The sequence below is a fragment of the Afipia massiliensis genome (assembly GCF_014203115.1).
GTDB lineage: Bacteria > Pseudomonadota > Alphaproteobacteria > Rhizobiales > Xanthobacteraceae > Afipia > Afipia massiliensis.
In genome coordinates this window covers 114812-135837 of record NZ_JACHIJ010000006.1, presented here as the reverse complement: position 1 = coordinate 135837, position 21026 = coordinate 114812, and the positions used below count along the sequence as shown (strand labels likewise).

General features: G+C 62.6%; 18 protein-coding genes. 14 read left to right on the top strand and 4 right to left on the bottom strand.

Annotation, left to right across the window (positions count from 1 at the left end; all coding sequences use genetic code 11):
* Window positions 1-34: 34 nt before the first annotated feature.
* A complete protein-coding gene (gene fcl, locus HNQ36_RS20230; RefSeq protein ID WP_283814056.1) occupies window positions 35-982 on the bottom strand; it encodes a GDP-L-fucose synthase in 948 nt (315 codons plus the stop codon).
* Between the two features lie 339 nt (window positions 983-1321).
* On the opposite strand from fcl, the gene HNQ36_RS20225 reads away from it, so the two are divergent.
* The 6 genes from HNQ36_RS20225 (at window position 1322) to HNQ36_RS20200 (ending at window position 7342) form a co-directional block, all read left to right on the top strand.
* Window positions 1322-2554, top strand: coding sequence for a branched-chain amino acid ABC transporter substrate-binding protein (locus HNQ36_RS20225; RefSeq protein ID WP_184088035.1), 1233 nt, complete (start codon window positions 1322-1324; stop codon window positions 2552-2554).
* Between the two features lie 104 nt (window positions 2555-2658).
* Window positions 2659-3606 carry an ABC transporter permease subunit gene (locus HNQ36_RS20220; protein ID WP_184088033.1) on the top strand — a complete coding sequence of 316 codons (948 nt, stop codon included), beginning with the start codon at window positions 2659-2661 and terminating at the stop codon, window positions 3604-3606.
* Window positions 3603-4904, top strand: coding sequence for a branched-chain amino acid ABC transporter permease (locus HNQ36_RS20215; protein ID WP_184088031.1), 1302 nt, complete (start codon window positions 3603-3605; stop codon window positions 4902-4904). Before HNQ36_RS20220 ends, HNQ36_RS20215 begins: the two co-directional genes overlap by 4 nt.
* The gene (locus tag HNQ36_RS20210; protein ID WP_430641388.1) at window positions 4901-5665 is read left to right on the top strand and encodes an ABC transporter ATP-binding protein; all 765 of its coding nucleotides are present in this window, start codon (window positions 4901-4903) and stop codon (window positions 5663-5665) included. Before HNQ36_RS20215 ends, HNQ36_RS20210 begins: the two co-directional genes overlap by 4 nt.
* Window positions 5665-6360 (top strand): ABC transporter ATP-binding protein, encoded by a 696-nt coding sequence (locus HNQ36_RS20205; RefSeq protein WP_046827163.1) that lies wholly within the window; start codon window positions 5665-5667, stop codon window positions 6358-6360. The genes HNQ36_RS20210 and HNQ36_RS20205 overlap by 1 nt, the downstream gene beginning before the upstream one ends.
* Before the next feature lie 55 nt (window positions 6361-6415).
* The gene (locus HNQ36_RS20200) at window positions 6416-7342 is read left to right on the top strand and encodes a cation diffusion facilitator family transporter (RefSeq protein WP_184088029.1); all 927 of its coding nucleotides are present in this window, start codon (window positions 6416-6418) and stop codon (window positions 7340-7342) included.
* Between the two features lie 194 nt (window positions 7343-7536).
* Here the strand turns inward: HNQ36_RS20200 and HNQ36_RS20195 are convergent, their stop codons facing one another.
* Window positions 7537-8211: a Crp/Fnr family transcriptional regulator gene (locus HNQ36_RS20195; RefSeq protein ID WP_184088027.1), complete on the bottom strand. Its 675-nt coding sequence runs from the start codon at window positions 8209-8211 to the stop codon at window positions 7537-7539.
* A gap of 273 nt (window positions 8212-8484) precedes the next feature.
* On the opposite strand from HNQ36_RS20195, the gene HNQ36_RS20190 reads away from it, so the two are divergent.
* The 8 genes from HNQ36_RS20190 to HNQ36_RS20155 all read left to right on the top strand — a co-directional run bounded on the left by HNQ36_RS20190 (window position 8485) and on the right by HNQ36_RS20155 (window position 18063).
* A complete protein-coding gene (locus tag HNQ36_RS20190) occupies window positions 8485-9306 on the top strand; it encodes an ABC transporter ATP-binding protein (protein WP_040425647.1) in 822 nt (273 codons plus the stop codon).
* Complete coding sequence (locus HNQ36_RS20185) at window positions 9303-11234, top strand: long-chain fatty acid--CoA ligase (protein ID WP_184088025.1); 1932 nt, start codon at window positions 9303-9305, stop codon at window positions 11232-11234. Before HNQ36_RS20190 ends, HNQ36_RS20185 begins: the two co-directional genes overlap by 4 nt.
* Window positions 11231-12124, top strand: a complete 894-nt coding sequence (locus HNQ36_RS20180) for an ABC transporter permease subunit (RefSeq protein WP_184088023.1) — start codon at window positions 11231-11233, stop codon at window positions 12122-12124. The genes HNQ36_RS20185 and HNQ36_RS20180 overlap by 4 nt, the downstream gene beginning before the upstream one ends.
* Before the next feature lie 2 nt (window positions 12125-12126).
* On the top strand, window positions 12127-13200 hold the full coding sequence (locus HNQ36_RS20175) for a branched-chain amino acid ABC transporter permease (RefSeq protein WP_184088021.1): 1074 nt from the start codon (window positions 12127-12129) through the stop codon (window positions 13198-13200).
* Between the two features lie 57 nt (window positions 13201-13257).
* Window positions 13258-14538 carry an ABC transporter substrate-binding protein gene (locus tag HNQ36_RS20170; protein ID WP_184088019.1) on the top strand — a complete coding sequence of 427 codons (1281 nt, stop codon included), beginning with the start codon at window positions 13258-13260 and terminating at the stop codon, window positions 14536-14538.
* A 69-nt stretch (window positions 14539-14607) separates the two neighbouring features.
* The gene (locus HNQ36_RS20165; protein WP_184088017.1) at window positions 14608-15447 is read left to right on the top strand and encodes an ATP-binding cassette domain-containing protein; all 840 of its coding nucleotides are present in this window, start codon (window positions 14608-14610) and stop codon (window positions 15445-15447) included.
* Window positions 15448-15575: 128 nt separating this feature from the next.
* Complete coding sequence (locus HNQ36_RS20160; RefSeq protein WP_184088015.1) at window positions 15576-16808, top strand: phenylacetate--CoA ligase family protein; 1233 nt, start codon at window positions 15576-15578, stop codon at window positions 16806-16808.
* Between the two features lie 49 nt (window positions 16809-16857).
* The gene (locus HNQ36_RS20155) at window positions 16858-18063 is read left to right on the top strand and encodes a CaiB/BaiF CoA transferase family protein (protein WP_184088013.1); all 1206 of its coding nucleotides are present in this window, start codon (window positions 16858-16860) and stop codon (window positions 18061-18063) included.
* Window positions 18064-18189: 126 nt separating this feature from the next.
* Here HNQ36_RS20155 and HNQ36_RS20150 read toward each other — a convergent pair whose 3' ends face one another.
* Together HNQ36_RS20150 and HNQ36_RS20145 are read right to left on the bottom strand one after the other, a co-directional pair.
* Window positions 18190-19638, bottom strand: coding sequence for a hypothetical protein (locus HNQ36_RS20150; protein ID WP_246395466.1), 1449 nt, complete (start codon window positions 19636-19638; stop codon window positions 18190-18192).
* Window positions 19639-19739: 101 nt separating this feature from the next.
* A complete protein-coding gene (locus tag HNQ36_RS20145; protein ID WP_246395465.1) occupies window positions 19740-21023 on the bottom strand; it encodes an MFS transporter in 1284 nt (427 codons plus the stop codon).
* Window positions 21024-21026 lie beyond the last annotated feature (3 nt).

The following is a 21026-nucleotide window of genomic DNA, read 5'->3' as shown; positions in this document are numbered from 1 at the left end:
AACGGCGTCAACAGTTCCCGGACTCGGCGTCGGACTACGGTGATCGTTCTTTCAGGAACGCCTGATAGGCAAGCTTGATGCCGTCGTCGAGCGAAGTCGTCGCCCGCCATCCGAAATTCGCGAGCTTGCCGACATCGAGCAGCTTGCGCGGGGTTCCGTCCGGCTTCGACGTGTCGAACGAGATCTCGCCGGTGTAGCCGACGGTCCGCGCGACCACGCGCGCAAAGTCCGCGATGGAAATATCCTCGCCGGTCCCGACATTGATCAGGCCGCCTTCCGAGTAATTCTTCATCAGATGGATCGAGGCGTCGGCCATGTCGTCGACATAGAGAAACTCGCGCCGCGGCGTGCCGGTGCCCCACACCACGACTTCGCGCGCGCCGGTTTCCTTCGCCTCGTGGAAGCGGCGGATCAGCGCCGCGACCACGTGGCTGTATTCGGGATGATAGTTGTCGCCGGGGCCATAGAGATTGGTCGGCATGATACTGATGAAGTCGCTGCCGTACTGGGCGCGGTAAGCCTCCGCCATCTTGACGCCGGCGATCTTGGCGATCGCATACGGCTCGTTGGTCGGCTCGAGCGTGTCGGTCAGCAGCGAATCCTCGCGCAGCGGCTGCGGAGCCAGCTTCGGATAGATGCAGGAGGAACCGAGAAACAGCAGTTTCTCGACGCCGTGCACATGCGCCGCATGGATGACGTTGGTCGCGATCAGCAGATTCTCGTAGATGAACTCGGCGCGCAGGGTGTTGTTGGCGACGATGCCGCCGACCTTCGCGGCCGCATGGAACACAACCTGCGGGCGCATCGCCGCGAACCACCTGTTCACGGCGGCCTGATCGAGCAGATCAAGTTCGCTCCGCGAAACAGTCAGGACCTCGGCACCCTCGCGGCCGAGCCGGCGCACGATGGCGCTGCCCACCATCCCCCGATGGCCGGCCACGAACACGCGTTTCCCCTTCAGATCAAATGGCAGGACGGCCATCATCGATCCCGCACGGCGACCGTCGATCGCGATTTTCTCGCTGGCATATTCACTCAACCCCGCACCGAAGATTACCGAAATGCAGGCAGCACAGAAACAACCAACGACGGCGTGCGTCCGTCGGTCGCGGTCCCAGCAAACGGCCCGGACCCCTATCACGGTCCTGCCCGGACGGGCAAATTAAGCATTCTCCATTCCGCCCAGAGACCGGGCTTGCGGCTTGCGGGGTGTTGGACCACAATCCGCCGCACGAACGGCCCGGACGGTACAAGATCCCAAAATCTTGGCTGTCCACCCGCAAGAACGGGCCGATCACAAAGAGAATTCAGGGAGATAAAAATGCGTAAATTGATGATGGCTGCGGCGTTCGCGCTTCCCATGCTGGGCGGAGCGGCGATGGCCCAGGACACCTTGAAAATTGGCTACATCGACCCGTTGTCCGGCGGCGGCGCCAGCGTCGGCGAAATCGGCCTCAAGACGTTTCAGTTCCTTGCCGACGAAGTGAACGCCAAGGGCGGCATTCTCGGCAAAAAGGTCGAAATCGTTCCGCTCGACAACAAGACCAATCCGCAGGAAAGCCTGATCCAGGCCCAGAAGGCGATCGACTCGGGCGTGCGCTACATCACCCAGGGCAACGGCTCCTCGGTGGCAGGCGCGCTGACCGACTTCATCACCAAGTACAACGAGCGCAATCCCGGCAAGGAAGTGCTGTACTTCAACTACGCCGCGGTTGACCCGGTCCTCACCAACGAAAAGTGCAGTTTCTCGCACTTCCGCTGGGACGCCAACTCCGACATCAAGATGGAAGCCCTCACCAACTACATGAAGGGCACTCCGTCGATCAAAAAAATCTATCTGATCAACCAGGACTACTCGTTCGGCGAATCGGTGCGCACCACCGCGCGCGCGATGCTGAAGACGAAGCGTCCGGACATCGAGATTGTCGGCGACGAAAAGCACCCGCTGCTGAAGGTCACCGACTTCGCGCCGTATATCGCGAAGATCAAGGCGTCCGGCGCGGACAGCGTCATCACCGGCAACTGGGGCCAGGACTTCGCGCTGCTGCTCAAGGCCGCGGCTGACTCCGGGCTCAAGGTCAACTGGTACACCTACTACGCAGGCGGCACCGGCGGCCCGACCGCGATCAAGCAGGGCAACCTGAACGATCAGGTGTTCCAGGTCGCGGAAGGCTACGCCAACATCGACAACAAGTCGTCGATGGCGTTCGAAAAGGCGCTGCGCGACAAGTATGGCTTCAGCCTGTTCTATCCGCGCGCCGTCAACGAAATGCGGATGTTCGCGCTCGCTGCCGAAAAGGCCAAGTCACTTGAGCCGGTGAAGGTTGCCGCTGCTCTCGAAGGCATGGACTATGAAGTCTTCAACGGCGGCAAGGGCTTCATGCGCAAGGACGACCACCAGTTCTTCCAGCCGATCTACATCGCGCAATTCGGCGAACTGAAGAACAAGGAGCCGTTTGACGAAGAAAAGACCGGCTGGGGCTGGAAGGGTGTCGCCAAGATCGATGCCGACAAGACCGTCCTGCCGACCACTTGCAAGATGACCCGTCCATAAGAGGTCACCGCAAGCTGGCTTTTTTCGCCAACTGATTGTGTTCGCCCCGGCCCGCGCCGGGGTGAACACGAGACCTTCATGTATCCGGGGGGAGTGCTGAGGTCGTGCTTGAACTAATCGTCATATCCACACTGAACGGCGTCCTGTTCGGGATGCTGTTGTTCCTGATGGCCAGCGGCCTGACGGTCATCTTCAGCATGCTCGGCGTGCTGAACTTCGCGCATGCGAGCTTCTACATGCTCGGCGCATTTTTCGGATTTCAGATCAGCCGGTGGTTCGGCTTCTGGCCCGCCCTGCTGGTCGCGCCCATCCTCGCGGGGGTCATCGGCGCCGGCGTCGAGCGCTTCGGGCTGCGCCAGGTCCACCGCAACGGCCATGTCGCCGAACTGCTGTTCACCTTCGGCCTCGCGTTCGCGATCGAGGAAGTCGTGCAGATCATCTGGGGCAAGAGCCCGGTGGATTTCCGCGTGCCGTCCTCGCTCGATTTCCCCGCCTTCACGATCTTCTCGACCAACTATCCCGCCTACAAGATGTTCATGCTGCTGGTGTCGGTCGCCATCTTCCTGGCTCTGCTGGTCGTGCTGAAGCGCACGCGGGTCGGCATGATCGTGCAGGCTGCGCTGACCCATCCGCACATGGTCGGCCATCTCGGCCATAATGTCGGGCGCATCTTCATGATGGTGTTCGGCGTCGGCACCGCGCTCGCCGCGGTGGCGGGCGTCATCGCAGGTCCGGCGCTGGTCACCCAGTCGAACATGGCCGGCCTCCTCGGACCCATCCTGTTCGTCGTCGTGGTGGTCGGCGGGCTCGGCTCGCTACCGGGCGCGTTCATCGCCTCGCTGCTGATCGGCCTCGTGCAGACCTTCGCCGTCTCGATGAACGGCTCGCTCTCCGAAGTGTTTGGGCCGCTCAGTCCGGCATGGTCCGCGACATGGCTGGCTGACATCTGGAATGTGACCGTGGCACAGATCGCGCCGATCATGCCCTATGTGCTGCTGGTGCTGATCCTGGCGTTCCGCCCGATGGGCCTTTTGGGGACGCGTGAAACATGAGCGATATCACCGCACGCGTCGCGCCGCCGCCTCCGACCGCGGCCGATAACCTCAAGTTCTACGGCCTCTGGGCCGCTGTCGCGATCTTTCTGCTGGTGCTGCCGAAAGTTTTCGGCTCCGGCGGCGCTCTGACAACGTTCAGTCTGATCGGCATCTCGATCATTTTCGCGCTGTCCTACAACATCCTGCTCGGCCAGACCGGCATGCTGTCGTTCGGCCATGCGGTCTATTACGGTCTCGGCGGCTTCCTCGTCATTCACGCCATCAACATCATCGGCGGCAACAAGTGGGCGATCCCGCTGCCGCTGGTGCCGCTGATCGGCGGACTGGCAGGCCTCGCCTTCGCAATCCTGCTCGGATGGGTGTCGACACAACGCTCAGGCACCGCCTTCGCCATGATCTCGCTCGGCGTCGCCGAACTGGTCGCCTCCTCGGCGCTGATCCTGCGCACCTTCTTCGGCGGCGAAGCCGGCATTTCCGCCAACCGCACCAAGCTGCTGAGCGTATTCGGCTGGAATTTCGGTCCGCAGATCCAGATCTACTATCTGGTGGCGGCCTGGACGCTGATCTGCATGATTGCGATGTACGCCCTCACCCGCACGCCGCTGGGACGGATGTGCAATGCGGTTCGCGATAACCCCGAGCGCGTGCAGTTCGTCGGTTACGATCCGCACGTGGTCCGCTACATCGCGTTCTGCTTCTCGGGCTTCTTTGCCGGCATCGCGGGCGCGCTCGCCGCCATCAACTTCGAGATCGCCAATTCGGCCTATCTCGGCGCGGTGCAGTCCGGCACCGTGCTGTTCGCGGCCTATATCGGCGGCGTCGGCTTCTTCATCGGCCCGATCGTCGGCGCGATCTTCGTCACGCTGCTGTCGCTCGGACTGAGCGACCTGACCCACGTCTGGCAGCTTTACTTCGGGCTGTTCTTCATCGTGGTTGTGATGTTCGCGCCCGGCGGCATCACCGGACTGTTGATGATGCATCGCCCGCTGCTCAGGGGCGGGACGCTCGGGCGTGTGCTGCCGTCATATCTCGTCGCGCTCGTTCCGACGGTTGCGCTCATGATCGGCCTGATGCTCGCGATCGAATCCGTCGTTCACTACACGATGAATCCGACCGAAAGTCCGAACATCAAGGCGTTCGGCATTCCGTTCAACGCCGCAAGTCCCCTGACATGGGTTCTCGCGCTGATCCTGATCGTCGGCGGCTTCATCGTCGCGCGCATGACATGGAAGCGGGTCGCAATAGCCTGGGACGAAGCGCTGACCGCAGCGCGTGCGAAGGGAATGGCAGCATGATGTCGACCGTGAAGCCCGACGCCATCGAAATTCGTGACGTCCAGAAGAACTTCGGCATCACCAAGGTGATCCGCGATCTCAACCTGAGGGTTGCGCAGGGTGAACGCCACGCCCTGATCGGCCCCAATGGTGCTGGCAAATCGACCACGTTCAATCTCATCAGCGGCTACATGGCGCCGACCAGCGGCGAAGTGCTGATGCGCGGCGAGTTGATTTCCGGTCTCGCGCCCTACCAGATCAACCGGCGCGGGCTGTCCCGCAGCTTCCAGGTCACCAACGTCTTCGCCAACATGACGGTGTGGGAAAACCTGCGCTGCGCGGTGCTGTGGGCGACGGGACACAAATACGCGTTCTGGAAAAGCGTCGACAACCTGCCGGAAGTGCGCGAACTGACGGCGCGCATTCTGGAAGACATCAGCCTCACCTCGCGGCGCGACGTGCCGGCAGGTCTATTGACCTATGCCGAACAACGCGCGCTCGAAATCGGCATCACCATCGCCGGCGGCGCGGACGTGATCCTGCTCGATGAACCGACCGCGGGCATGAGCCACGCCGAGACCGAACGAGCAGTGGAATTGATCCGCCGCCTCACGGTCGGCAAGACGCTGCTGATCGTCGAGCACGACATGAGCGTGGTGTTCGGCCTTGCCGACCGCATCTCGGTTCTGGTCTACGGCCATATCATCGCATCCGGAACACCCGAGGAAATCCGCAACAGTCCGAAGGTCAAGGAAGCCTATCTCGGCGAGGAAGCTGCCTGATGTTGGAAGTTCAGGATCTGCACGCCTATTACGGCAAGAGCCACATCCTTCAGGGCGTCGATATGCATATCGGCGCCGGCGAGGTCGTCAGCCTGCTGGGGCGTAACGGCGTCGGCCGCTCGACCACGGTCAAGGCGATCATGGGCGAAGTGCCGCCACACGGCACCATCAAGTTCAAGGACCAGAACATCGCCGGTCTGCCGAGCTACAGGATCGCGCATCTCGGGCTTGGCTACGTGCCCGAGCATCGCGACATCTTCCCCGGCCTCACCGTGCGGCAGAACCTGCTGCTCGGCGTCAAGGACCCCAAACATCCGGGCAAGTGGAAGCTCGAGAACATGCTCGACATGTTCCCGAACCTGAAGGAGCGCGCCGATACGACGGCGGGCGTGCTCTCCGGCGGAGAGAAGCAGATGCTGACCATCTGCCGCACGCTGATGGGCGACCCTGAACTCATCATGATCGACGAGCCGACCGAAGGTCTCGCGCCGCTGATCGTGCAGCAGGTCGGCGACCTGATCGCGGAAATCGCCAAACGCGGCGTGGCGATCCTTCTGGTTGAACAGAAGCTGTCCATCGCCATGCGCATCTCCCACAGGCTCTACGTGATGGGCCACGGCCGCATCGTGTTCGAGGGCACTCCGGCCGACCTCAAGGCCAATCAGGCCATCCGCAAGGAATGGCTTGAGGTGTGATACCGTCCGCTCCGCGATGTAGGGATTACACCGCGGAATTGCCGGATGCGCTCGCATGAGAACAGAACAAGGCGTTCTGCGCCTGTCGATCGCTGTAACCCTGGTTCTGGCCGGGCTTGGAATTCTGTTCGGTCTTCTGTCGGGGTCCTACGCGATTGTTTTCGACGGCGTCTACGCGCTGATCGACGCTGTCATGACCATGCTGGCGCTGCTGGTCGCCAACCTGATCGCAGCATCGACGCGAGAAGGCGGCTCCAGGTCGAGGCTGATCGCACAGTTCACCATGGGCTTCTGGCATCTGGAGCCGATGGTTCTCGGTCTGAACGGCATCCTGCTGATCGGCGCCGCGATCTACGCGCTGATCACCGCCATCGGCAGCCTGCTGACGGGAGGGCGCGAACTCGCCTTCGACCAGGCGATCATCTACGCCGTCGTGATAACTCTCGCCGCGATCGGCATGGCGATCTTTGACACGAGAGCCAACCGGGTCATTAAATCCAATTTTGTCGCCCTGGACGCCAAGGCCTGGATGATGTCGGCGGCGCTGACCGCTGCCCTGCTCGTTGCCTTCATCTTCGGCTACATGATTCAGGGTACGAACCTGCAATGGATGTCGCCCTATATTGACCCTGCCGCGCTGGCGATCGTCTGCCTGATTGTCATTCCGATACCGATCGGCACCGTGCGTCAGGCGCTGGCCGACGCCCTGCTGGTCACACCACCCGATCTCATGCAGCACGTCGAGGCCATCGCCCAGCAAATCGTGCTGCGCTATCAATTCCTGTCATATCGGGCCTATGTCGCGCGCGTCGGCCGCGGCCGACAGATCGAGCTTTACTTCATTGTCCCGGCCGGCTTGCCGCCAAGGCGGCTTGAGGAATGGGACAAGATCCGCGACGAGATCGGCGACGCCATCGGCAACGACACCCCCGACCGCTGGCTGTCCATTGTGTTCACGACCGATCAGGAATGGGCCGAGTGAGGCTTGCCGAAGGCATTCGATGAAGGAGGAGCATATTGGATGTCGTCCCGGCGAAGGCCGGGACCCATAACCCCTAGGTCTTCGTTGTGGCGCAATCCCTGACGGTGCTGTCCGATCTGTCATCAAAACAACGACAGGGAGTATGGGTCCCGGCCTTCGCCGGGACGACGTGAAGAAACATTGCGACGCAGAAGCTATTCCCCGTACCCGCGCAGTTTCTCCAGATCGATCACCGTTACGCCGCCGTATTCGAGGCGCAGCAGGCCTTCCTTTTCCAGCGTCTTGAGGCACTGGTTGGCGTTCTGGCGGGAGATGCCGGAGATCGCGCCGAGTTCTTCCTGGGTAATGTCCAGGTGGCGCGTATGATCCGGATACAGGATCGGGTTGAACAACGACGCGATGCTACGCGCGAGGCGCGCCTTGGCGTCCAGCATCCGGCCGTATTCGACCAGCCCCATGAACTGGCCGAGCCGCTCGTTCAGCAATCCCACCAGGAAGCGGTTGAACGCGACGCTGTTCTCGAACAGCCAGAAGAAGGTGGCGCGATCCATCAACGCCAGGCGCGTCTCCCGCAAGGCGACTGCGTCATATCGCCGGGCTTCGTTCTTGAGCACGGTTCCCTCGCCGAACCACGCGCCGTTGGTCATGCCGGTGAAGCTGACAGCCTTACCGTCGCGCGAGCCGGTGCCGATCCGGACCAGCCCGCTCACCACGCCCATCCAGTATTCGAAATGATCGCCGCGCATGCAGATGAATTCGTTCGCGCCGAACGACTTCTCGATCACGCCGGCGCGAGCGACTTCGATTTCCCGCTCATTCAGGCCGCGCGACCAGACCGCAATACGCTTGAGATATTCCGCAGAAACCATGCTGTCTTAACCGCCCCTCGCTTCGCGTAATGTTGCGACGCGGTAAAATGTCCTTTGGTATACCGCGCGCATACCGAAATTGCCCAACGAATTGTCAGGCACAAGACATTTCAGTGTCGCGGTTTGCCGTAAGGACGACGACGGCAAATGCGTCCTGCGGCGCAAAACATCAATAGTAGAATGGCTTGCCACGGCCCCCCGGTATAGGATCGGGACCATGGCATCGAACCATAGATAAAGAGCGCGCCAAGCGCCGTATCTGGGAGGATTTGAGTGGCTTACGCATTGGAGGTGCGGGGGGTCTCACTGCGGTTCGGCGGCGTGCGCGCCCTGACCGACGTGAGCTTCGGCGTCAAGGAAGGCGAACTGTTTTCGATCATCGGCCCCAACGGCGCCGGCAAGACCTCGATCGTCAACTGCGTTTCCGGCCGTTACACCCCGACTGAGGGACAGCTTTTCTATCAGGACCGCGACATCACCGGCCTCAAGCCGAATGCACGCGCGGCGCTCGGCATCGGCCGCACGTTCCAGAATCTCGCGCTGTTCCACCACATGACCGTGCTCGACAACATCATGGTCGGGCGGCACCACCTGTTGAAAAACAACTTCATCACCGGCTCGCTGTACTGGCTGACCGGCGCGCGGCGCGAAGAACTCGAACACCGCCGCAAGGTGGAAGAGATCATCGACTTCCTCGACCTGCAGTCGGTGCGCAAGGCGACCGCCGGCACCCTCTCCTACGGTCTGCGCAAGCGCGTTGAACTCGCGCGCGCCATGGCGCTGGAGCCGAAACTCATTCTCCTCGACGAGCCGATGGCCGGCATGAACTTCGAGGAGAAGGAAGACATGGCCCGCTACATCGTCGATCTCAACGAAGAATACGGGATGACGGTGATGATGATCGAGCACGACATGGGTGTGGTGATGGACATCTCCCACCGCGTCACCGTGCTGGATTTCGGCCGCAAGATCGCCGAGGGCCTGCCCGCCGACGTGCTGGACGATCCGCATGTCCGCAAGGCCTATCTCGGCGAAGAAGACGAAGTGCTCGACGCTCTCGATGACACCAATCCCGTCGCGGAGGCCACAGCATGATGGATTATGCAGGCCGCGTCGCACAGGCCGACACCTACCCCAAGATGCTGCGGCTCAACGCCAAGGAGCACGGCAACGCCATCGCGCTGCGCGAAAAGGACTTCGGTCTCTGGCGCGTTTTCTCGTGGAACGACTACCACACCCGCGTGCACGATTTCGCGCTCGGCATGATCGAGCTGGGACTGAAGCGCGGCGATGTGATCGGCATCATCGGCGATAACCGTCCGGACTGGGTAGCGGCGGAAATCGCGGCCCACGCCATCGGCGGCATGTCGCTCGGTATGTATCGCGAATCGCTGCCCGAGGAAGTGCTGTATCTTCTGACCTACGGCGAAACCAAGATCGTGTTCGCCGAGGACGAAGAGCAGGTCGACAAGCTGCTTGAACTCGGCGACCGCGCGCCGCACCTCAAGCACATCGTCTATTCCGATCCGCGCGGCATGCGCAAATACAGCGATCCCCGGCTGATCGATGCCGCGAAGCTCGCGGAGATGGGCCGCGAGCGCGCCGCGCGCGAGCCTCAGCTTTACGATCAGCTGGTCGATGCCACCAACACCGAGGACGTCGCCATCCTCTGCACCACGTCCGGCACCACGTCGAACCCGAAGCTCGCGATGCTGACCGCGGGCAGCGTGCTGCGCCATTGCGCGACGTATCTCTCCTTCGACCCGAAAGGCCCGGACGATGAATACGTCTCGGTGCTGCCCCTGCCCTGGATCATGGAGCAGGTCTACGCGCTCGGAAAAGGCTTGCTCTCCCGGATGAAGGTGAACTTCGTCGAGCAGGCTGACACCATGATGAACGACTTCCGCGAGATCGCGCCGACGTTCGTGCTGTTCGCGCCGCGCATCTGGGAAGCCATCGCCGCCGACGTTCGCGCCCGCGTGATGGACGCCTCCGCGATGAAGCAGAGCCTGTATGAAACCGGCATGAAGGCCGGCCTTTCCGCGCTGGATCAAGGCAAGACATCGATGGTGGCGGAAACGCTGGTGTTCCGCGCGCTGCGTGACCGTCTCGGGTTTACCCGATTGCGCTCGGCGGCGACCGGCGGCGCTGCGCTTGGCCCCGACACCTTCAAGTTCTTCCGCGCCATGGGCGTTCCGCTGCGCACGCTCTACGGCCAGACCGAAACGCTGGGCGCATTTACCCTGCATCAGCCTGAGGCCGTCGATCCCGACACCACCGGCGTTGCCATGGGCAACACCATCGAGATCGAAATCCGCGATCCCGACGTCAACGGCGTCGGCGAGATCGTGGTGCGCCATCCCAACATGTTCTCGGGTTACTACAAGAACGAGGCCGCCACCGCTGCGGAAGTCCGCGACGGCTGGATGCATTCGGGCGACGCCGGTTACTTCAACAAGGCGAAGCAGCTTGTGGTCATCGATCGCATCAAGGACATGGCGCAGACAGCGCGCGGTGACCGCTTTTCGCCGCAGTATATCGAGAACAAGCTGAAGTTCTCGCCCTACGTCGCCGAAGCCGTGGTGCTGGGCGACGGGCGCGATTACCTCGCCGCCATGCTCTGCATCCGCTTCTCCATCGTCTCGAAATGGGCCGAAAAGAACCGGATTTCCTTCACCACCTATACCGACCTGTCCTCGCGCCCGGAAACCTACGAGCTGCTGCGCAAGGAAGTCGAAGCGGTCAACGCCACGCTGCCGCCGGCGCAGCGCATCTCCAAGTTTCTGCTGCTCTACAAGGAGCTCGACGCCGACGACGGCGAACTGACCCGCACCCGCAAGGTCCGCCGCACCGTGATCAACGAGAAATACGCCGACATTATTAATGCGATCTACGGCGGCAAGCCCGACATCGACATCGACACCGTGATCCGTTTCCAGGACGGCACCACGCAGCGCATCCGCTGCACCCTGCCCGTCATCGACCTCGGAACGTCACACAAGACGGCGGAGGCCGCCGAGTGAACACCCAGCTTCTCGTTCAACTTCTCATCAACGGCCTCGTGGTCGGCACGCTCTACGGCGTCGTCGCGATGTCCTTCGTGCTGATCTACAAGGCGACGCAGGTGGTCAACTTCGCGCAGGGCGAATTGCTGCTGATCGGCGCGTGGGTGTGCTGGTTCCTGCTCACCAAATATCAGGTGCCGTTCTGGATCGGCATGCCGATCACGCTCGTCTTCATGTTCATCTTCGGCATCCTGATCCAGCTCATCATCCTGCGCCCGATGATCGGCGAGCCGATCATTTCCGTCATCATGGTGACGATCGCGCTGTCCACGGTGTTCTCGGCGCTGATGAAATGGATGTTCGGCGTCAACCTCCAGCCGTTCCCGAAAATCTTCAACACCCAGCTCGTCAATATTTTCGGGATGCAGGTGCAGACCGTCTACATCCTCAGCCTCGCGGTGTCGGTGGCGATGATGGCGGGCATGGCGTGGTTCTTCAAGGTGTCGAAGTATGGCCTCGCCATGCGCGCCACTGCGTTCAACCAGCAGGTCGCGCAGTCGCTCGGCATTTCGGTGAAGAGCGTGTTCGCGATGGCATGGGCGATTTCCGCGACCGTCTCGGCCGTCGCCGGTGTCGTCGTCGCCGTGGTCAACGGCGTTTCGGCGGGCCTCTCGGCTTACGGCATCAAGGTGTTCCCGGCGGCGATCCTCGGCGGCCTCGACAGTGTCGGCGGCGCGGTGGTCGGCGGCATCATCATCGGGCTGCTTGAGAACGTCGCGCACTTTGTCGACAGCGAATATCTCCACTGGGGCAACCTGTTCGAGATCGCGCCGTTCTACGCGCTCATCATCATCCTCATGATCAAGCCTTACGGCCTGTTCGGCACCAAAGACATCGAGCGGATCTGATCATGGCAGGCCATACCCTCCTTCCCGCAGGCGATTACCGCACCACCTACGCGGCGGACACCACCGTGTTTCCGACCACGACCAGCCGCAACGCGATGATCGCGGGCATCGTGCTGATCTGTTTTGCACCCTACGTGCTGAACGAGTATGCGCTGAGCCTACTGATCCAGATCGGCATCTTCGGCATCGCCGCGCTCGGCCTCAACATCGTGGTCGGCTTCACCGGACAGATCTCGATCGGCCATGCTGCGTTCTTCGGATTCGGCGCGTTCACCTCGGCTTATGTCTCGACCAAGCTCCACGTCCCGGTGTTCTTCGCCATTCCGCTCTCGGGTCTCGTCACGGCACTTGTCGGCCTGATCTTCGGCCTCCCCGCGGCGCGGCTGAAAGGCCTCTATCTCGCCATCGCGACGCTGGCGGCGCAATTCATCCTGCTCGACTTCTTCTCGCGCGCCGAATGGTTCACCGGCGGCAGCGTTCCGGCACATGCCGAGCCGTTCTCGATTTTCGGCCAGGTGCTGCGCGGCGACCGCCAGTATTTCTACGTCGTGCTGGCCTACGTCATCGTCTGCTATCTGCTGGTCACCAACCTGATGCGGACGCGCGACGGCCGCGCACTGGTGGCGGTCCGCGATCATTATCTCTCCGCCGAAATCATGGGCATCAATCTTACCAAGTACCGAACGCTTTCGTTCGGATTGGCGGCATTCTTCGCCGGCGTCGGCGGCGCGCTCTATGCCCACTACAATCAGGTCGTCTCCAACGAAGGCTTCGGCATCGACCGCTCGATCATCTTCCTCGCCATGATCATCATCGGCGGCATTGGCTCGATCATGGGTACGCTGCTCGGCACCGCCTTCATGGTGCTGCTGCCGGAATCGATGGAGTGGCTCAGCGCCGCGCTCAGCGGCAGCACCATCGATCAGTTTCTGGGACTCAAGAACAACATCGCATTCTTGCGCGAGATGGCCATCGGCGTCATCATTATCATCTTTTTGATCTTCGAGCCGGACGGACTTGCTCACCGGTGGAGGCAAATCAAGGCTTACTGGAAACTCTACCCGTTCTCGCATTGAGGTCGGAACGGGACAGACAATAAGAAGACCTCGAGAGGAAACCGGAGGATTACGCTTATGACCATGACGAAATTATTGAGTACAGCGTCACTCGCCCTGCTGCTCGGCGGCACCGCCGGCGTAGCTCAGGCGCAGGTTTCGCTGGGCCATCTCGCCGACTATTCCGGCGCGACATCCGACGTCGGAACGCCTTACGGACAAGGCGTCGCCGACGCCTACGCCTGGATCAACAAGAACGGCGGCATCGGCGGCAAGCCGGTGAAGATCGACACCGTCGATTACGGCTACCAGGTGCCGCGCGCGATCGCGCAGTACAAGAAGTGGTCCGGCTCCGACAAGGTCGCCGCGATCATCGGCTGGGGCACGGCGGATACCGAAGCCCTCACCGGCTTCCTCGCCCAGGACAAGATCCCGGACATCTCGGCATCGTACTCGGCGGCGCTGTCCGATCCGACCGGCGCGGGCGGCAAGGGCAAGGCTGCGCCCTACAACTTGTTCTACGGTCCGAGCTATTCCGACGCACTGCGCGGCATGCTGACCTGGGCGGCGGACGACTGGAAGACCAAGGGTAAATCCGGCAAGCCGAAGTACGTTCACATGGGCGCGAACCATCCGTACCCGAACGCACCGAAGGCTGCGGGTGAAGCGCTCGCCGCCGAACTCGGCTTCGAGGTTCTGCCGGCCATCGTGTTCGCCCTCACGCCGGGCGACTACAGCGCGCAGTGCCTGACGCTGAAGAGCTCGGGTGCGAACTACGCTTATCTGGGCAACACCGCCGGCTCGAACATCTCTGTGCTGAACGCCTGTAAGGCCGCCGGCGTCGATGTCCAGTTCATGGGCAACGTCTGGGGCATGGACGAGAACGCTGCGAAGGCCGCCGGTGCGGCCGCCGACGGCGTGGTGTTCCCGCTGCGCACCGCAGTGGCCTGGGGCGGCAATGCTCCCGGCATGAAGACCATGCAGGAGATCTCCAAGATGTCCGACGCTGCCGGCACCACCTATCGGCCGGTTCACTACATCGCCGGTGTCTGCACCGCGATGTACATGAAGGAAGCTCTCGATTGGGCCGCCAAGAACGGCGGCGCAACCGGCGAGAACGTTCTCAAGGCCTTCTATCAGAAGAAGGATTGGGTTCCGGCCGGAATGGAAGGCGTCTGCAATCCTTCGACCTGGACCGAGAAGGATCACCGCCCGACGCTGAAGGTCGACATCTATCGCATGAAGGTGTCCGGTGCGACCGACGCGTCCGTCGGCGACCTCGTCAAGAACGGCGCGATCAAGCTCGACAAGGTGAAGACCGTCGACCTGCCGCGCAAGAACGAATGGCTCGGCTGGTAAGCCGGACCTCAACACAACAGCGCCGCCCCGCATCGCGGGGCGGCATCCTGCCCAACCAGGACGACCGACGTGCAAACAGCCGCTGAACCCAACGCAAAGCCTGCTCCCGCTGCAACAGCCGCGCCGCTGCTGGCCGTGCGCAACATCGAGGTCGTTTACGACAACGTCATCCTCGTGCTGCGCGGCCTGAGCATGGACGTGCCGAAGGGCGCGATCGTCGCGCTGCTCGGCGCCAACGGCGCAGGCAAGTCGACCACGCTGAAGGCGATCTCCGGACTGCTCAAGACCGAGGACGGCGAAGTCACCCGCGGCGAGATCGTGTTCGACAATGAGCGCATCGACGGCATCGATCCCGACAAGATCGTACGCCGTGGAATTTTTCAGGTGATGGAAGGCCGCCGTATCATCGCGGACATGACCGCGCTGGAAAACCTGCGGCTCGGCGCTTACACCCGCAGCGACAAGAACGTCGATGACGACATCGACATGGTCTACAAGTATTTCCCGCGCCTCAAGGAACGCACCGGCCTCGCCGGTTATCTCTCCGGCGGCGAGCAGCAGATGCTGGCGATCGGCCGCGCGATGATGGCGCGCCCGAAGATGATCCTGATGGACGAGCCGTCGATGGGTCTGTCGCCGCTGCTGGTCAAGGAAGTGTTCGGCATCATCAAGCAGATCAACCGCGACCTCGGCGTCACCATCCTGCTGGTGGAGCAGAATGCGCGCGCGGCCCTTTCCGTCGCGAGCCATGGCTACATCATGGAGCAAGGCAAAGTCGTGCTCGACGGCACCGCCGCCGAACTGCGCGACAACGAGGACGTCAAGGAATTCTATCTCGGCGGCGCAGGCGACCAGCGCAAGAGTTTCAAGAACCTGAAGAGCTTCAAGCGCCGCAAGCGCTGGCTGTAACCACATCCGTCATTGCGAGCGCAGCGAAGCAATCCAGACATGGCCACACACGCCTGCGGTGAGAATTGACGCAAGACTGGATTGCTTCGTCGCTTCGCTCCTCGCAATGACGAACATATGGACTACCCATGACCAACCACTACGATGCTCTCGAAACCCGCTCGCCATCCGAGCGCGATGCCGACCTGTTCGCGCGGCTGCCCGGCGCGCTGCGTGCTGCGGCGAAAGCACCAGCCTATGCGGAGCGCTTCAAGGGCATCGACCTCGCCACCATCACCAGCCGCGCCGCTCTCGCCAAACTGCCGGTGCTGCGCAAATCCGAACTGCCCGCGCTGCACAAGGCCGCGCCGCCGTTCGGCGGTTTCGTATCCTCGCCGGCGGGATCGTTCGGCCGCCTGTTCACCTCACCCGGTCCGATTTTCGAACCGGAAGTCGCCGCCGACGATCCATGGCGCGGCGCGCGCGCGGTGTTCGCCGCAGGCTTTCGCCCGGGCGACATCATGCTCAACACCTTCAGCTATCATCTGACGCCCGGCGGCTTCATCTTCGATAGCTCAGCCCGCGCGCTCGGCTGCGCCGTGATCCCCGGCGGCCCCGGCAACACCGAACAGCAGTTTGAACTGATCGAAACCTATCGCCCCGTCGGCTATTCCGGCACGCCGGATTTTCTGAAGATCCTGCTCGACACGGCGGACAAGACCGGCCGCGACATCTCCTCGATCAAGCGCGCGCTGGTATCGGGCGCGGCGTTCCCCAAGTCGCTGCAGGACGAAATGAAGGCGCGCGGCGTCGACGCCTATCAGAATTTCGGAACCGCAGACCTCGGCATCGTCGCCTACGAGACTGCGGCGCGCGAAGGCCTGGTGGTCAACGAGAACATCATTGTTGAAATCGTGCGCCCGGGAACCGGCGAGCCGGTGGCGGACGGCGACGTCGGCGAAATCGTCGTCACCACGCTCGATCCGCATCATCCGTGGGTTCGCCTGGCGCTCGGCGATCTCAGCGCCGTGCTGGCCGGACAAAGCCCGTGCGGCCGGACCAACATGCGGATCAAGGGCTGGATGGGCCGCGCCGACCAGACCACTAAGGTCAAGGGCATGTTCGTCCGACCCGAGCAGATCGCCGAAATCGGCAAGCGGCACCCCGAACTGGGGCGGTTGCGCCTCGTTGTGACGCGCGACAGCGAAGTCGATGTCATGACCCTGTCTGCGGAATGCCCGTCAAGCGGCGAATCGCTCCGGGATGAGGTTGCATCGACCCTGCGTGCCGTGACAAAGCTACAGGGCAATGTCACCCTCGTGGCACCGGGTTCGCTGCCGAATGACGGCAAGGCGATCTCGGACGAGCGCAAAAACGACTGATTTGGGTCACCTCCCAGGCGGCCCTTAACAAAAAAAGGGAACAAACCGCATGGGTCAGGGAATTTTCGAAGGTCTCAAGGTTATCGACTGCGCCAGTTTCATCGCCGCGCCCGCGGCGGCAACGGCGCTGTCCGATTTCGGGGCCGACGTCATCAAGATCGAACCGCCGGGTGCAGGCGATCCGGTCCGCAACCTGCCTAATTTGCCGGGATACCCCATCAGCCCGCACAATTATGCGTGGATGCTGGAAGGCCGCAACAAGAAGAGCCTCGCGCTCGACCTGAGCAAGCCCGAGGGGCAGGCCGTGTTGCGCAAGCTCGCCGCCGACTGCGACGTGTTCATCACCAATTTCCCGCCTCCGGTCCGCAAGAAGCTCGGCGTCACCTACAAGGACCTCGCCCCGCTCAACGACCGGCTGGTCTATGCGTCGTTCACTGGCTACGGCGAGATCGGCGCGGAAGCCGACAAGCCGGGCTTCGACAGCAACGCATGGTGGGCGCGCTCGGGCCTGATGGACCTGGTGCGCGAAACCGACGAGAGCACACCGGCCCGCTCGATGCCCGGCATGGGCGATCATCCCTGCGCGATGTCGATGTTCGCAGGCATCGCCACCGCGCTCTATCAGCGCGAGCGCACCGGCAAGGGTACGCAGGTGATGTCGAACCTGATGGTCAACGGCATCTGGTCCAACGGCATCTATGCGCAGGCGGCCCTCTGCGGCGCGACCTTCCAGAAGCGCCCGCCGCGCGACCGCGCGCTGAATGCCGTCACCTGCCACTACAAGTGCAGCGACGACCGCTGGATCATCCTCTCGCTGCTCAACGAGGACAAGCAGTGGCCGGTGTTTGTGAAAGTGATCGGCCGCGAAGAACTCGCCGCCGACCCGCGCTTCGAGACCAAGCCTATCCGCCACAAGAACGCACCGGCCCTGATCGCGATCCTCGACGAGGTGTTCGCGACCAAGCCGCTCGCCCACTGGCGCAAGACTCTCGACGGCAACGGACTCATTTTCGGCGTCGTCGGCATCTCCGCCGACGTTCCGGACGATCCGCAGATGCGCGAGACCGAAGCCGTCGTGCAGTTTGCTGACAGCGACCTGCGCACCATCAACACGCCGATCTTCATCGAGGGCGCGCAGAAAGTGCAGCCGCGCATGGCGCCCCATGTCGGCCAGAACAGCGATGAGGTGCTGGCGGCGGCGGGCTTCACCGCAGCGGAAATCGCCAAGATGCGCGCTGCGGGGATCGTGGCGTAAACACTGCACGTCATCGGAAAAAATTCCGCTCATTCCCGCGAAAGCGTGAATCCAGAAATCAAAGGCCTCAAAGATCTGGGTCCCCGCTTTCGCGGGGACGAACGGGCATGGAATCCCTGCGTTGCGTTAATTGCTCTTCGGAAAACAGAAACCGGCGCGGGAATCCTTCGCGCCGGATGCCTGACACATCAGCCCCTCCGCGCAGGTCCATGACGTGAAGCTCTTGTCGGGCGCAGCACCCGCGTCACACACCGCGCCCCATCCGTTCACATAGGTCGTACCGGTCAGTTCGTTGGCGCGATGCGCCTGGGGACGCGCGGAAAATCCCCGCGTAAAATCCGGCGCGCGGCCGTCGCGGAACGCGATCAGGATGTCGCGGCGGCGCTCCTGATCGCCGAAGAAGTGCGGCGATGCTGCGACCACCACAGCACCTGCCGCCCATCCCGGCCGTTCCATTCCCGGAAGATGAAAGCCGCCGATTGCGCGGGTCTGATGGCATCCGCTGCATGTCATGTCATTCAGCCTGTGCATAAAGCCCGCCGGAGATTGCAGGTTTTCCAGCGGCGCATTGGCGGATGCCTTCGCCAACGCGGCAGCGATGTCGTCGTCGGTGAACAGAGCGCGTGCTTTGCTGTTCAGGTCATCATGTGCAGGCGTCACATTGATGGCGCTCGATGCAAGAAACCGGTCCGGCAGCACGATCGTCCCGCGATCGAGATCCGCAATCCGCACCGGATCGAGCAGCCATTGCCTGAAGTCCGCTGCCAGCCGGGCATCGGCCTGAATTCGCGCGGTGTCGATCTGGTTTTCCAGCGGCGACTCTTCGAAGTTCTTTCCGTCGTAGCGAAACACCTTCATCAGGTAATCCGCCCTGCCCTCGAAGTCGTTGACGTCCGCCGATGCGCGGGCGATCTGCACATCGATCTCGATGCGGTCGATGGCCTCGCGCGTCACCCATTCGAGCGCACCGCCGCTGGCGGTGAGCATCGCCGCGCGCTCTGTCGTCGGGGGCTGATCGGCCAGAGCGAGCCACCGCCGGGCCAGCTCGGCGCATGTCGCATCGCTCGTGCTTGCAGGCATGGCCTTCACGACGAGATTGAGCGTCATCGGCAGGCGCGACGGCGGAGCCTCCTTGTTCGGGGAGTCGCTGTTGGCGATGGGCCGGTAGATCAGGCGGATCTCGCCGCATTCGGCGGGTGAGACGTAGGCGCGGTCCATCCGGTTGACGATGCCGGTCAGGCTGAACCGCGTTCCCGGCGCATTGAGCGCGTCGCGGTCGAACAGATGAAGCCTGTCGAGATCGTCCCTGTGTTCGAGGACATAGCTGTTGAAATCGCGATCGGTCGCGGCTTGCAATGGCCCCATCGACGGCAACGCGAATAGCTCCGCGCCGGAGCGGTTGGCGTCTGCACCGAGCAGCTTGCCGAGGCTCAGTCCCGCATTGTCGAGGCGTTGCAGAATTGCGGGATCGGTGATCGCAACGCCGCGCTCCATCGCAGCCGCGTGGCCCGCCGTCGCTGCAAGAGCCATCGGAAGCATCACGCAAAGCGCCTGAAGGATTACGCGAACTCGCATGACATTCGTTCTGCGACGTCCCCTGTCCTTTGCCAAGTCAAAGGTTGGAGAGCGTCCACGAGAAAAAGGAGCCGGACTGCGGGAATAAATGCACACGTTATCTAGACAGGTGCATCGGCGGGATTGGCACTCTCCCGCCATTTGCGCAGCCGCGTCACCGCAATCGTCAGCAAGGCCGCGCCGGCCAGCGCCCAGCACAGAATCGGCGTCCATTGCAGCAAGGCCTGATAGGCGGGGTCTTTCGTCAGGCCGCCTGCCACGGCGGCAATCCGCGCGAATGTCGCCAGCGCCAGCGCGGAGAACATCAGGCCGAGCACCTTGCCTTCCGCGCCGCCGCTGACCGCGATGGCAGCCGCGACCGCGCTCATCAGGATGCAACCCCACGCCGCGCCGGCCAGGAACTGCATCGCGATCATGGTGTTCAGCCCGGTGGCATTCTCCATCCCGAACACCGCGCCTGCGCCGAGCAATCCCGCGCAGCCGATCACCAGCAATCCGCCGAGCCGCCGCGTGACGAAGCTCGCTGGGAACATCGCGATGTTGAAGCCGATCCAGTACACCGGCATCAGCCATTGCAGATCGGGCTGCTTGGCGAACCGCAAGAACAACTGCGCGCTGTTGACGCTGAAGTGCAGCTGATAGCCGAGTGCGAGAACAAGCACCGCGACGATGAAGACCAGCGCCAGCGCGCCCCATGATTTCGGCACCGCCAGCGGCTTGCGCTCCGGCACGCTCAACTTGCCTTCGCGCAACTGGCGCTCGATCCACGACATCATCAGCGCGGTGAGCAGCAGCACCACGGTCGAGACCACGAAGGGAATTCGCGGATCGTGGTTGCGCAGCACGACGCCGAGATACGGTGAGACCGCGCCGGCGATGCCGTAACCGAGCATCACGAGACACGACAGCATCGGAATCGACGGTTTTGCTGCGAACTTTCCGAGCAAGGCGAGCGGCGGCGCGCGCAACGCCGACGATGTGACGACCCATGTCATCGTCAGCGCGATCAGTGCGATCTTCGCGTCCGGGCCGAGGTCGGCGACGAACGGCAGCGCGATGAACGCCGCGCAGGAAACCACCGTCAGCCAGATCACGACGCGGCTGAGCCGCCCGACGATCGGCGTCATGCGATCCGCCGCGATACCCATCAGCGTATCGGTGATGGTGAAGATCGCCTGATCGACCAGAAGAATGACGATGACGGCGCCGGGAGGAAGCCCGACCTTGGCCGCGAGCTGCGGCAGGTAGACCACATAGATCGTCCAGCCCAGCGTGAAGAACAGTTGCAGCAGCGCAAGATAGACGCCGACCTTGCGGTTGCTCGCCGGCATCGGCGCAGACGCTTCCGCCGGTTCACCCCGGTCCGCCGTCTTTGTCTGGCTCATGTC

Bases quoted from the DNA above. Each gene is read 5' to 3' on its own strand.
- fcl (WP_283814056.1), bottom strand. From the start codon at position 982: ATGGCCGTCCTGCCATTTGATCTGAAGGGGAAACGCGTGTTCGTGGCC.
- HNQ36_RS20225 (WP_184088035.1), top strand. From the start codon at position 1,322: ATGCGTAAATTGATGATGGCTGCGGCGTTCGCGCTTCCCATGCTGGGC.
- HNQ36_RS20215 (WP_184088031.1), top strand. From the start codon at position 3,603: ATGAGCGATATCACCGCACGCGTCGCGCCGCCGCCTCCGACCGCGGCC.
- HNQ36_RS20210 (WP_430641388.1), top strand. From the start codon at position 4,901: ATGATGTCGACCGTGAAGCCCGACGCCATCGAAATTCGTGACGTCCAG.
- HNQ36_RS20205 (WP_046827163.1), top strand. From the start codon at position 5,665: ATGTTGGAAGTTCAGGATCTGCACGCCTATTACGGCAAGAGCCACATC.
- HNQ36_RS20200 (WP_184088029.1), top strand. From the start codon at position 6,416: ATGAGAACAGAACAAGGCGTTCTGCGCCTGTCGATCGCTGTAACCCTG.
- HNQ36_RS20195 (WP_184088027.1), bottom strand. From the start codon at position 8,211: ATGGTTTCTGCGGAATATCTCAAGCGTATTGCGGTCTGGTCGCGCGGC.
- HNQ36_RS20185 (WP_184088025.1), top strand. From the start codon at position 9,303: ATGATGGATTATGCAGGCCGCGTCGCACAGGCCGACACCTACCCCAAG.
- HNQ36_RS20175 (WP_184088021.1), top strand. From the start codon at position 12,127: ATGGCAGGCCATACCCTCCTTCCCGCAGGCGATTACCGCACCACCTAC.
- HNQ36_RS20170 (WP_184088019.1), top strand. From the start codon at position 13,258: ATGACCATGACGAAATTATTGAGTACAGCGTCACTCGCCCTGCTGCTC.
- HNQ36_RS20160 (WP_184088015.1), top strand. From the start codon at position 15,576: ATGACCAACCACTACGATGCTCTCGAAACCCGCTCGCCATCCGAGCGC.
- HNQ36_RS20155 (WP_184088013.1), top strand. From the start codon at position 16,858: ATGGGTCAGGGAATTTTCGAAGGTCTCAAGGTTATCGACTGCGCCAGT.
- HNQ36_RS20150 (WP_246395466.1), bottom strand. From the start codon at position 19,638: ATGCGAGTTCGCGTAATCCTTCAGGCGCTTTGCGTGATGCTTCCGATG.
- HNQ36_RS20145 (WP_246395465.1), bottom strand. From the start codon at position 21,023: ATGAGCCAGACAAAGACGGCGGACCGGGGTGAACCGGCGGAAGCGTCT.